The following is a 12,414-nucleotide window of genomic DNA, read 5'->3' as shown; positions in this document are numbered from 1 at the left end:
ACGCCGGAGGACCGGTCGGACGGGGTGGGGGCGGCGGCCCCGGAGGCGGGCAGCGCGGTGCCGGAACGGACACGGGTCGACGGACCGGTCCGGCGGGATGAGCGAGGGGACAGTGTGCGTCCGCGAGATGGCCGAAGAGGAAACGTGAGCGCGAAGGGGAGCAGGCGGCCAGATGAAGGCAAGATGCGTCGTGGGTGACTGGCCGAGCACCGGGCCGGGACGTGATCGACGGCGTTACGGACGACGTGACGACGACGCGGCGATGCGAGGCAGCGAGAGGACGATACCCGCCAGAAGGCGGTGCGTCACCTCGCAGCACACGAATGGGCGCGCGGGCCTTCCGGACGCACGCCCGGGAGGGGCTTCGGGCGCCCGTGACCAGCGGGTTTGCCGCCGGGTGCGATCATGGTCCGGAGGGCATCGCGGCGCGCCGCCGGGGCACCCCGGCGGGTCGCCGGGCGTTCCCCGGGGAAGCGGCCGCGCGACGGCCGCGGCCGGCGGGAATTCCGGCGGCGTCCGGCACGCTGGAGACGACGACAAGCCGGTACCGGTCGACGAGTAGAGAACGGGGTGTGGGTGCGCGGTGCGTGATCCCCAGGAGCTGTACGAGCTGGATCAGCAGGGCGTGGCCGCCGTGGCCGCGGCGAGGGCCGCGCTGGCCGACACCGGCGCGGGCCTGGTGCTGCTCCACCACTTCGAGGGCTTCATGGACGCCGGCGAGGCCGGCGGCCAGGTGGTCGCCCACCTGCTGGAGGAGGGCGAGCCGCAGGTGGTGGCCCGCTTCGACCACGACCGCCTGGTGGACTACCGGGCCCGCCGCCCCGCGATGCTGTTCGACCGCGAGCACTGGGCCTCCTACGAGCCGCCGGAGATCCTCCTCCAACTGGTCCACGACGCGGCCGGCTCGCCGTTCCTGCTGCTCACCGGGCCCGAGCCGGACGTCGAGTGGGAGCGCTTCGGCGCGGCCGTGCGCCGGCTCGTCGAGCGCTTCGAGGTCCGGCTGACGCTGGACTTCCACGGCATCCCGATGGGCGTGCCGCACACCCGCCCGGTCGGCCTGACCCCGCACGGCACCCGGCTGGACCTCGCCGCCGGCTACCCGCAGTGGTTCGAGCAGGCCCAGGTGCCGGGCAGCGCGCAGGCGCTGCTCGAGTACCGGCTGGCCGAGGCCGGGCACGACGTGCTGGGCTTCGCCGTGCACGTGCCGCACTACGTGGCGCGCTCGGCCTACCCGGCGGCCGCGGTGCTGATCCTGGAGGCCGTGCAGTCCGCCACCGGCCTGGTGCTGCCGGGCACCCGGCTGCGCGAGCGGGTGGGCGAGGTGTACGCCGACATCGAGGAGCAGCTGGCCCACGGGGACGGCGAGTTGCGCTCCGCGATCCGCGGCATGGAGGGCCAGTACGACGCGGTCGCGGGGGCGGAGGGCCGGGAGAGCCTGCTGGCCGAGCCGGTCGACCTGCCGTCGGCGGACGAGCTGGGCCGGCGCTTCGAGCAGTTCCTGGCCGAGCACGAGCGCGGCCCCGAGTAGTCCGCGCGCCGGCGTCCGCCGGACTCTCCGCCCCGGGCGGGAGAGTTCGGGCGCCGTCGTTCGTTGGCGGTGAGGTGCCCGGGGGACGGGCCGCCGTGAAGAGATGCGTCGCCGGCTCCGGCCCCCGGGGGGATTCCATGTCCGTGTCCACACGCCCGACCGCGGTTCTGGCCACCGGGCTGGCCGCGTTGCTGCTGGCCGCCTGCAGCGGCGGCGGTGCCGCGGGTACCGCTGCCCGGTCACCGGGCGGCCCCGAGCCGGTGCGGGCCACCCCCACCCCGACCCCGCTCCCCACCGGCCCCTACGTCGCCCTCGGGGACTCCTACACCTCCGGGCTGAAGATCGCCCCGCAGGTGGGCGAACCGAGGGGCTGCGCCCGCTCGGCCGTCAACTACCCGTCCCTGGTGGCGAAGGCCCTCGGCCTGGCGGACGACCGGTTCAAGGACGTCAGCTGCAGCGGTGCCCGCACCGGGGACCTCACCGGCTCCCAGGAGACCGACGGCGGCGGGGTCAACCCGCCGCAGCTGGACGCGCTCTCCCCGGCCACCCGCCTGGTCACGGTCGGGATCGGCGGCAACGACGCCGGGTTCATGGAGGTCGTCGGCGAGTGCGCCAAGGAGAACCTGGCGGACGTGGTGAAGAGCCTGATCGGCTCGGGGCGGGCGCCGGCGCCGTGCAAGGACCACTACGCCTCCGCCGGCGGCGCCGCCGACCAGGTGCAGCGCAAGGTGGACACCGCCGGCGAACGGCTGGGCCAGGTGCTGCAGGAGGTCAAGCGCCGCTCCCCGCAGGCCCGCGTCTACGTGGTCGGCTACCCGGTGCTGCTGCCGGCCGACCCGGCGAGCTGCGCACCGGTGCTCGGCCGGGCCCTGGCCGCGGCCGACCTCGGCTTCATCGCGGAGAAGGAGCAGCAGTTGAACGCGATGCTCAAGCGGCGCGCGGAGACGGCGGGCGCCGTCTTCGTGGACGCGGCCGCGCCCTCGGCCGGTCACGACATGTGCGCCGGCGAGGCGGCCCGCTGGGTGGAGCCGCCGTTCCCGGCCCCCGGGCTGGCGGCGATCCACCCCAACGCGAGGGGCCAGGAGGGCGTGGCAGCAGCCGTGTTGAAGGCCGTCCGGGGCTGAGCCCCCGCCGGCCGGGTGCCGGTCCGGCCGGGTGCCGGTCCGGCCGGGTGCCGGACCGGCCCCGGCCGGACGGCCAGGGTTCACGTCCCGGCCCGCACCCCTTCGCGCGCGGCACATCCCGGCTGTCGGAGCGGCGGCGTACGGTGATTGGCATATGGACGACACTGCACACCGCCTCCCCGACGCCCCGTTCCCGTACGACCACGCCGCCGAGGCCCGCTGGGTGCCCGAGCCGGACAAGCGCCCGGGCCGGACGGCCTTCCAGCGCGACCGCGCCCGCGTGCTGCACTCCGCGGCCCTGCGCCGACTCGCCGGCACCACCCAGGTCGTTGCCCCGATGCGCAGTGACTTCCCCCGGACCAGGCTCACCCACTCGCTCGAATGCGCCCAGGTCGGGCGGGAGTTGGGCGCCGCCCTCGGCTGCGACCCGGACCTCGTCGAGACCGCCTGCCTGGCCCACGACATCGGCCACCCGCCGTTCGGCCACACCGGCGAGGAGGCCCTCGACCAGGCCGCCGAGGCCTGCGGCGGCTTCGAGGGCAACGCGCAGTCGCTGCGCATCCTGACCCGCCTGGAGCCCAAGCGCTTCGCCCCGCAGGACGAGCAGCCCGCCCGGCTCGCCCCCTGGCCCGGCCGCAGCGTCGGCCTCAACCTGACCCGGGCCGCACTGGACGCCGCCACCAAGTACCCCTGGACGTACGGCGCGCACCCGGTCGACCCGGCCTCGTCCAAGTACGGCGTCTACGCCGACGACCTGCCGGTGTTCCGCTGGCTGCGGGCCGGCACCCCGCCCGGGCGCAAGTGCTTCGAGGCCACCGTGATGGACTGGTCCGACGACGTCGCCTACTCCACCCACGACGTGGAGGACGGCCTCCAGGCCGGCCACATCGAGCCGGCCGTGCTGCGTGCCCCGAGCGAGCGCGCCGAGCTGTTCAAGGTGGCCGAGCGCTACGCGCCGGACGCCGAGCCCGAGGAGCTAGCCGCCGCGCTGGACCGGCTGCTCGGCCAGGAGTGGTGGCCCAGCGCCTACGACGGCTCGGCCCGCGCCCGGGCCGGGCTGAAGGACCTCACCAGCCAGCTGATCGGCCGCTTCTGCCTGGCCGCCGAGCAGGCGACCCGGGCCCGCTACGGCCCCGGCCGGCTCAGCCGGTACGCGGCCGAGCTGGTGGTGCCGCGGGACGTCCGGCTGGAGTGCGCGGTGCTCAAGGCCGTCGCGGTGCGCTTCGTGATGCAGCGCGACGAGCAGGCCCAGCTCCGGGCCCGCCAGCGGATCGTGATCGCCGAGCTGGCCCACGTCCTCGCCGAGCGGGCGCCCGAGGGCCTGGACCCGGTCTTCGCCACCCTCTACCGCGAGGCGGAGGACGACCGCGGCGCCCTCCGCGCGGTGATCGACCAGATCGCCACCCTCACCGACGCCTCCGCCCTGGCGCTGCACGCCAGACTGGTGGGGCCGCCCCGGTCGTGAGGAGGCCGCCCCGGCGCGGTCGGCAACCCGCGCCGCCCCAGTAGACTTCCGGGGTGGCCGGGCGGATCAGGGACGAAGACGTACAGGCGGTGCGGAGCGCACTGCCGATCGACGTGGTGGTCGGCGACTACGTACAGCTCACCAACGGTGGCGGTGGCGAGTACAAGGGCGTCTGCCCGTTCCACGACGAGAAGTCCGCCTCCTTCTACGTGAACCCCGCCAAGGGCGTCTTCCACTGCTTCGGCTGCCAGGAGAACGGCGACACCATCGCCTTCCTGATGAAGATCGAGCACTTCACCTTCGCCGAGGCCGTCGAGCGGATGGCCGCCCAGGCCAACATCACGCTCCGCTACGAGGAGGGCGGCTACAGCCCCCGCCACCAGCAGGGCGAGCGCACCCGGCTGGTCGAGGCGCACAAGGTGGCCGCCGCCTGGTTCCGGGAGCAGCTCGGCTCGCCGGAGGCCGAGATCGGGCGGCGCTTCCTCGCCGAGCGCGGTTTCGACGAGGCGGCGGCGGCGACCTTCGGCGTCGGCTACGCCCCGGCCGGCTGGGAGAACCTGGTCCGCTACCTGCGCGGCAAGGGCTTCAGCGACAAGGAGATCCTGCTCGGCGGCCTGGCCTCGCAGGGCCAGCGCGGCGGCCTGATCGACCGCTTCCGGGGCCGGCTGGTCTGGCCGATCCGCGACATCGCCGGTGAGACGGTCGGCTTCGGCGCCCGCCGGCTGCGCGAGGACGACAACGGCCCGAAGTACCTCAACACGCCCGAGACGCCGATCTACAAGAAGTCCCACGTGCTGTACGGCATCGACCTGGCGAAGAAGGAGATCGCCAAGACGGGCCGGGCGGTGGTGGTCGAGGGCTACACCGACGTCATGGCCTGCCACCTGGCCGGGGTCACCACGGCGGTGGCCACCTGCGGCACCGCCTTCGCCGAGGACCACATCAAGATCATCCGCCGGCTGCTGATGGACACCTCCCAGTACCGCGGCGAGACGGTCTTCACCTTCGACGGCGACGCGGCCGGCCAGAAGGCCGCCCTGCGGGCCTTCGAGGACGACCAGAAGTTCGCCGCCAAGACCTCCATCGCGGTCAGCCCCGGCGGCATGGACCCGTGCGACCTGCGCCTGGCCAAGGGCGACGAGGCGGTCCGGGAGCTGATCGACAACCCCGTCCCGCTGTTCGAGTTCGCGCTGCGCTCGGCCGTCGCCCGGCACCGGGTGGAGAACCCGGAGGGCCGCTCGGCGGCCCTGGAGGAGGCCGCGCCGATCGTCGCCAAGATCAAGGACCGCTCGATCCAGCACGAGTACGCCGTCCGGCTGGCCGGCATGCTCGGCATCCTGGACGAGCAGTTCGTGGTCCGCCGGATCTCCCAGCTGGCCCGCTGGGAGCGCGAGCGCCAGCAGAACCCGCGCGCCAACGGCCAGCAGCGCCGCCCCGAGCAGGCCCAGCCGGTCCGCTCCGCCCCGCCGGCCTTCCGGCTCAACCCGCGGGACCCGGCCCAGTTCGTCGAGCGCGAGCTGCTCAAGCTGGCCCTGCAGCACCCGGACCTGGTCAGCCCGGCCTTCGACCACTACGGCGAGGACGAGTTCCCCACGCCGCCGTACACCGCCGTGCGCCGCGCCATCGGCCAGGCCGGCGGCGCCGCGTACGGGGCCACCCTGGCCGACTTCACCAGTACGGTCCGCGAGGCGGCCCCGGACGACCGGGTCCGTTCGCTGGTCACCGAGCTGATCGTCGAACCGGTGCGCTCGCGCCGCAAGGTGGACGCGATCTACGCCGGGGAGTTCCTGGTCAAACTGCGGCTGCTGGCGGTCGACCGCCGCGTCGAGGAGGTCCGCGGGCACCTCCAGCGGCTCGGCACCCGGGCCTCCGCCGAGGAACTGCACGCGGTGCAGACCGAGCTGTGGCAGCTCCAGCAGTACGGGCAGAGCCTGCGCAGCCGGGGCGCCGCCGCGCTCTGACGCCGGGTCCGGCCCGACGCCGGCGCGGGTGCCTCCCGGGGGAGCGGCCCTCGCGGCCCGCCGGAGAAAGTCCGCGCACGAGTCTCGGCCACGAAGCGTGGCGTACCGCACACTGGAGGGCGTCCCACCTCCGTCCAGCGCGCGGGTCCGCCAGAGTCGCGCCCGCCCCGAGGGATGCCCGTGGACCAAGGCCTAGCCGCGACCGCCCGCCCGACCACCGATCCGCTCGCCCCCCACGACGACGACCACGGCCGGGCCGGCCCGCCGCCCGCCGACGGTGCCCGGGTGCCCGCGCAGGGCCTCCCGGAGGGCCACCCCGGGGCCGCCGACCCCGATCCCGATGCCGTGCCCGCCGCCGGTCGGGCGGCGGAGCCGGGGTCCGAGGCCGAGCCGGACCTCGACGCCGAGCCCGACCCCGGCCCGGCGGGTGCCACCGGCCCGGCGGCGGACCTCTTCCGCCAGTACCTGCGCGAGATCGGCCGGATCCGGCTGCTGAACGCCGCCGAGGAGGTGGAGCTGGCCCGCCGGATCGAGGCCGGCCTGTTCGCGGAGGAGCGGCTCAACCGCGAGCCGCCGCCGCCCGACCCGCTGGCCGGGGAGCTGGACACCCTGGTGGTGACCGGGCGGATGGCCAAACGGCGGCTGATCGAGGCCAACCTGCGTCTGGTGGTCTCGGTCGCCAAGCGCTACATCGGCCGCGGCCTCACCATGCTGGACCTGGTCCAGGAGGGCAACCTCGGCCTGATCCGGGCGGTGGAGAAGTTCGACTACGCCCGCGGGTACAAGTTCTCGACCTACGCGACCTGGTGGATCCGCCAGGCGATGAGCCGGGCGCTGGCCGACCAGGCGCGGACGATCCGGGTGCCGGTGCACGTGGTCGAGCTGATCAACCGGGTCATCCGGGTGCAGCGCGCGCTGCTCCAGGAGAGCGGGACCGAGCCGGGCCCGGCCGAGATCGCCGTCGCCCTGGAGCTGACCGAGGCCCGGGTGCGCGAGCTGCTCCGGCTGGCCCAGGAGCCGATCTCGCTGCACACCCCGGTCGGCGAGGAGGACGACGTCGCGCTCGGCGACCTGATCGAGGACGCGGACGCGGCCTCACCGGCCGAGTCCGCCACCTTCCTGCTGCTGCGCCAGCACCTGGAGGCGGTGCTGGCCACGCTGGGGGACCGCGAGCGCCAGGTCGTCCAGCTCCGCTACGGCCTGGACGACGGCCGCCCGCGGACCCTGGAGGAGATCGGCGTGCTGTTCGGCGTGACCAGGGAGCGGATCCGCCAGATCGAGTCCAAGACCCTGGTCAAGCTCCGGGAGCACGCCTTCGCCGAGCAGCTGCGCGGCTACCTGGACTAGGAGCTGGGCACCGGGGCGGCGGGGATGGCCGGCGGCGAGGCCGGGCCGATCGGGATCGGGGTCGAGGCGATCATCTCGGCCAGCCCCGAGACGCCCGCCGTGCAGGCGTCCCCGGCCGGCTGGTGGCCGCAGACCCGGAAGGTGGCGTTCGGGTCCCCCGCGTTCACCATCGCCGAGTAGTTGTCGTACCCCCAGTGGATCAGCGCCGTCTCGGTCTCGCCGCCGCTGCTGGTGATGGTCGCCCAGTCGTCCGGCGCGCCCTCGGTGATGGCGGCCCAGGCGGCCTGGCAGCGCTGGCTGTAGCGGAGGTAGATCACCACCTTGCCGATGTTGCCGGTCAGCAGGGTGCGGGCGTCGGCGCCGCAGCCGGTCGCCTTGGGGTCCTTGTGCGAGCAGCCCATCGCCTGGCAGGACGACTCGGTCGGGGCGGTCCGCGCGGTCGGGGTGGCCGTGGCCGTCCCGGCCCCGGTGACCTGTGCGACGGCGGCCGGTTCGGCGCCGTCGCCGCGGGTGTAGTGGACCCCGGCCAGCACCATCAGGGCGGCCACCGCGGCCGCGCAGCCGACCAGGGCGACCGGCCGCCGCCACCAGCGGACGGACGGCGCCAGGTCCGGCCGGTCCTCGACCACCGGTTCGGCGCCGTCGGGCTCCGCGGGTTCCGCCTCCGCCTCCGGCTCCGGCTCCGGCTCCGGGTCCGCCCCGGCCCCTTCCGCCGCCGGCTCCTGGACCGCCGGGCCGTCCGGGTCCGCCTCCGCCTCCGCCTCCGTGTCCGCCGGAACGCCGTCGGTGCCGGCCGCGTCCCGCGCACCCGCCGCGGTCTGCTCCCAGAGCGCCCGCAGCGCGGGGCCGTCGCACTCGACCGCCCTGATCAGGGCGTCGAGCGCCTGCTCGGTGATGACCCGCTTGCCGTTCAGCCAGCGTTCCCAGGAGGCCCGGCTGTAGTGGGTCCGGGAGGCGAGCTCGGAGAGCGAGAACCCGGTGGCGTCCTTGACCGCACGGAGCTCCTCCGTCAGGCGCCGCGCGGGCACGGAGAGGTCGTCCGGCAGTTGCTTCCAGGCGGAGCCCATTCGGTCAGTCCCAACATCGGAGGCGGGCGGCGGAGGCGCCGGAAGGGCCTGAAGGCGCTCCGGCCCGGGCCGTGGGGGCCGCTCCCGTGTCTCCAACCTCATCGGCATGTTGTCCCAAACACCAGGTCCTGGCCCTGAGACGGACGGAAGTGTCTCACAACCCCGGCTGACGCTCGAACAGGTGCCTGGTCGTCATGCAGAGTTCTCTCACCGGTGCGTTTCGCGGTCCGGATGTTTCGTCCGGACACCGCTTTCCAGGCCGGTCCCCGACGTCCCGATCCCCCACCGGACATGGCAGCCTCGCGGGGGGAGGCTGCCCCGTCCGAGGGACGTACGGCGGGGGAGGGCGCTTCTGTGCGCCCTCCCCCGCCGTGATCACGGGCCCGCCCGCGCCCGCCTCGGCCGAGCCGGCGTCAGTGGTGGAAGGCCGTCCTGGGCGGCACCCCGTACTCCTTGAGCGGGCGGGGCTGGCTCCGCAGCTCCGGCAGCAGCCGGTCGAGGTCGGCGAGCAGCAGGTCGGCCAGGTCCCGGGAGAAGCCGTTGCGGCAGACCACCCGGAGCACCGAGAGGTCCTCCCGGTCGGCGGGGAAGGTGTACGCCGGTACCTGCCAGCCGCGCTCGCGCAGTCTCCGCGAGACGTCGAACACGTCGAAGCTCACCTCCTCGGAGGTGGTGAAGGCGAAGACCGGCAGTTCGTCGCCCCGGGTCAGCAGCCGGAAGTCGCCGAGCGCCTCGATCTGCCCGGCGAGGTAGACCGCGACCTCCCGGCAGGCTCCCTGGACGGCCGTGAAGCCGCTGCGGCCCAGCCGCAGGAAGGTGTAGTACTGCGCGATCACCTCCGCGCCGGGGCGGGAGAAGTTCAGCGCGAAGGTCGGCATCTCCCCGCCGAGGTAGTTGACCCGGAACACCAGCTCCTCGGGCAGCGAGTCGTGGTCCCGCCAGAGCGCCCAGCCGACCCCGGGGTAGACCAGGCCGTACTTGTGGCCGGAGGTGTTGATCGAGGCGACCCGCGGCAGCCGGAAGTCCCAGACCAGCTCGGGGTCCAGGAAGGGCGCGACCATGGCGCCGGAGGCGCCGTCCACGTGGACCGGGATGTCCAGCCCGGTGCGCTGCTGCAGCGCGTCGAGGGCGGCGCTGAGCTCCGCCACCGGCTCGTAGGAGCCGTCGAAGGTCGAGCCGAGCACGGCCACCACCCCGATGGTGTCCTCGTCGCAGAGCGCCAGCGCCTCCTCCGTGCCGAGGTGGAAGCGCTCGCCGGCCATCGGTACGAGGCGTGCCTCGACCTCCCAGAAGGTGCAGAACTTCTCCCAGCAGACCTGGACGTTGACGCCCATCACCAGGTTCGGGCGGGCGCCGGCCGCGTACCGGTCGGCGTTGCGCTTCATCCAGCGCCGCTTGAGGGCGAGGCCGGCCAGCATGCAGGCCTCGCTGGAGCCGGTGGTGGAGCAGCCGACCGCGGCGCTCGGGTCGGGCGCGTGCCAGAGGTCGGCGAGGATCGCCACGCAGCGCCGCTCCAGCTCGGCGGTCTGCGGGTACTCGTCCTTGTCGATCATGTTCTTGTCGAGGCACTCGGTCATCAGCCGGGTGGCCTGGACCTCCATCGACGTGGTGACGAAGGTCGCCAGGTTCAGCTTGGCGTTCCCGTCCAGCATCAGCTCGTCGTGGATCAGCTGGTACGCCGTGTCGGCCGCCACCGGGCCGTCGGAGAGGCGGTGCAGCGGCGGGGCCAGCTCCATCGCGCTCAGCGGGTCGGCGGAGCCGACGAACGGATTGACGGACAGCCGGCGGTCGTCGCCGGTCCCCTTGTGCAGCGCCATGTGCTCCTGTCGCCCTTCGCTCCGGTGACCGCGTCGCTCCTCACGCTGCCACCGGCCACCGGAAGGCGCATCTCCACGGCGCGGCACGCCCGCTCCCGGGCCGCCGGGCGGATCAGGCGGCCGTCTCCGGATGGATCTGCTCGCGGGCGGCCCGGTACTGCTGACGGACCGCCGAGCCGACCGGCAGGTCCTGCTCGGCGTCCGGCGTGACGGTGACGGCCTCCGGCAGCTCCCAGCGCGGCGGTTCGGGGGTGCCGGCCAGCGCCCAGGCGGCCTGCCGGGCCGCGCCGCGCGCCGCGTGGGCACCCGGCGGCGGCACCACGACCGGGATGCCGAACAGCTGCGGGGCGATCTGCCGCACGGCCGGCAGCCGCCCGGTGGCGCCCAGCAGGAAGACCCGCTTCACCCCGACGCCCTGGGCGCGCAGCACGTCCAGCGCGTCCGCGATGTTGCAGAGCATGCCCTCGACGGCGGCCCGGGCCAGGTGCTCCGGGGTCATCGACTCGGCCCGGAGCCCGGTCAGGGTGCCGGCCGCGTGGGGCAGCGCGGGCGTCCGCTCGCCGTCCAGGTAGGGCAGCAGCACCAGGCCGTACGCGCCGGGGGAGGAGCGCAGGGCCAGGTCGCTGAGGCCGTCCAGGTCGCAGCCGAGCATCGCCGCCGTGGAGCGGAGCACCTGGGCGGCGTTCAGGGTGGCGACCATCGGCAGGTGGCGGCCGGTGGCGTCGGCGAAGGAGGAGACCAGCCCGGTGGCGTCCACCACGGCCTGCTCGTTCACCGCGAAGACCGTCCCGGAGCTGCCCAGCGAGACCACCGCGTCGCCGGGCCGCAGGCCCAGCCCGAGCGCGGCGGCCATGTTGTCGCCGGTGCCGGCCGAGATCAGCAGGCCCTCGGGGGTGTGCCCGGCGGGTTCGGCGGGGCCGAGCACGTCGGGCAGCCTCAGCTCGTGGCCGAGCGCGAGCTCCACCAGGTCCTGCCGGTACTCACCGGTGATCGGCGACCAGTAGCCGGTGCCGGAGGCGTCGCCCCGGTCGGTGGTGCGCCGCTTGGGGTGGCCGAGCAGTTGCCAGACCAGCCAGTCGTGCGGCAGCAGCACCTCGGCCACCCGGCGGGCGTTGGCCGGTTCGAACTCGGCCAGCCAGCGCAGCTTGGCGATGGTGTACATCGGACCGGGGACGGCCCCGATCGCCGCCGTCCAGGCCGCCGGGCCGCCGAGCGCGTCCAGCAGCGCGGCGGCGGCGCCGCTGGAGCGCGGGTCGTTCCAGAGGATCGCGGGGCGGACCAGGACGCCGCCGGCGTCCAGGCCGATCATGCCGTGCTGCTGCGCGCTGACGCCGATCGCCCGGACGCCCTCCAGCAGACCACCGGCGGCGGCGTCCCCCAGCGAGTGCAGCCAGACCTGCGGGTCGGCCTCGCCGGCCCGCAGGTCGGCCGCCTGCGGCACGGGGTGCGGCGCCTTGCCGGACCGCAGCACCGCGCCGGTCTCGCTGTCGCACGCGACGATCCGGGTGCGACCGGTCGAGCTGTCTATCCCCGCGACGATGGCCATGTCGAGATCATGCCTCAGCGCACGTCCGGACGCTGCCAGGCCCGGTAAGTGTTGCTCGTTCGGTACCGCTCCGGAGCCGTCCCGGCCACCCCGCCGTCACCGCCCGGTCACGGGCGGAAGGTACCCCAGCTGTCGTCCTCGACCCGGGTGCGGTTGAAGTACGACACCCGGTCGGTGACGGCGTTCGGCAGCTTGTCGCCGACCTTGTCGGCGACGGCACCCGCCGCCTTCCCGGCCACCGCGCCGGCCTGCTGCTTGGCCTTGTCGGCCGCGCCCTGCACCTTGGGGTTCCGGGCCACCTGCCGGGTGGCCTTGGCGATCTGTTCGTACCGCTGGCGCCCGGCCCGCGAGCCCAGGATGTAGCCCGCCGCGAGTCCCACGGTCAACGACAGCTTCCACATGATCGGATTCCACCCTCTCCTGGCGGCCATTGCCGCAATGCTCTACCCGTTCAGCGGGGCGGCGAACCGTCCGCGCTCCCCAGCATCCCCGGGTGCCGCGCCGGGCGCGCGCGGGGCACGCCGGGCAGGGGGTCCGCCGGGGCGGCCGGGGAAAGCGA

General features: G+C 74.7%; 9 protein-coding genes. 5 read left to right on the top strand and 4 right to left on the bottom strand.

The genetic code is table 11. The annotated features are described in order from the left end of the window. The first annotated feature begins 583 nt into the window (after positions 1-583). From ACZ4UX_RS09605 to ACZ4UX_RS09585, 5 genes are all read left to right on the top strand, one after another. Complete coding sequence (locus ACZ4UX_RS09605; RefSeq protein ID WP_465706218.1) at positions 584-1,528, top strand: PAC2 family protein; 945 nt, start codon at positions 584-586, stop codon at positions 1,526-1,528. 143 nt (positions 1,529-1,671) lie between these two features. Then, positions 1,672-2,652 (top strand): SGNH/GDSL hydrolase family protein, encoded by a 981-nt coding sequence (locus ACZ4UX_RS09600; RefSeq protein ID WP_465706217.1) that lies wholly within the window; start codon positions 1,672-1,674, stop codon positions 2,650-2,652. A gap of 154 nt (positions 2,653-2,806) precedes the next feature. After that, positions 2,807-4,117 (top strand): deoxyguanosinetriphosphate triphosphohydrolase, encoded by a 1,311-nt coding sequence (locus ACZ4UX_RS09595; protein WP_329487526.1) that lies wholly within the window; start codon positions 2,807-2,809, stop codon positions 4,115-4,117. A gap of 53 nt (positions 4,118-4,170) precedes the next feature. After that, complete coding sequence (gene dnaG / locus ACZ4UX_RS09590) at positions 4,171-6,078, top strand: DNA primase (RefSeq protein ID WP_465706216.1); 1,908 nt, start codon at positions 4,171-4,173, stop codon at positions 6,076-6,078. Between the two features lie 174 nt (positions 6,079-6,252). After that, positions 6,253-7,425 (top strand): RNA polymerase sigma factor, encoded by a 1,173-nt coding sequence (locus ACZ4UX_RS09585; protein WP_465706215.1) that lies wholly within the window; start codon positions 6,253-6,255, stop codon positions 7,423-7,425. On the opposite strand, the gene ACZ4UX_RS09580 is transcribed toward ACZ4UX_RS09585, so the two are convergent. The 4 genes from ACZ4UX_RS09580 to ACZ4UX_RS09565 all read right to left on the bottom strand — a co-directional run bounded on the left by ACZ4UX_RS09580 (position 7,422) and on the right by ACZ4UX_RS09565 (position 12,259). After that, on the bottom strand, positions 7,422-8,492 hold the full coding sequence (locus ACZ4UX_RS09580; protein WP_465706214.1) for a helix-turn-helix domain-containing protein: 1,071 nt from the start codon (positions 8,490-8,492) through the stop codon (positions 7,422-7,424). The two genes, ACZ4UX_RS09585 and ACZ4UX_RS09580, sit on opposite strands and share 4 nt — an antisense overlap. Before the next feature lie 413 nt (positions 8,493-8,905). After that, positions 8,906-10,309 carry a glutamate decarboxylase gene (locus ACZ4UX_RS09575; RefSeq protein WP_465600876.1) on the bottom strand — a complete coding sequence of 468 codons (1,404 nt, stop codon included), beginning with the start codon at positions 10,307-10,309 and terminating at the stop codon, positions 8,906-8,908. Between the two features lie 112 nt (positions 10,310-10,421). Beyond that, positions 10,422-11,855 carry an FGGY family carbohydrate kinase gene (locus tag ACZ4UX_RS09570; RefSeq protein ID WP_465706213.1) on the bottom strand — a complete coding sequence of 478 codons (1,434 nt, stop codon included), beginning with the start codon at positions 11,853-11,855 and terminating at the stop codon, positions 10,422-10,424. Positions 11,856-11,962: 107 nt separating this feature from the next. After that, positions 11,963-12,259 carry a hypothetical protein gene (locus ACZ4UX_RS09565; RefSeq protein WP_396487126.1) on the bottom strand — a complete coding sequence of 99 codons (297 nt, stop codon included), beginning with the start codon at positions 12,257-12,259 and terminating at the stop codon, positions 11,963-11,965. Positions 12,260-12,414 lie beyond the last annotated feature (155 nt).

The organism is Kitasatospora sp. NPDC028961 (assembly GCF_055564815.1).
This window is presented reverse-complemented; position numbering and strand designations above follow the sequence as displayed.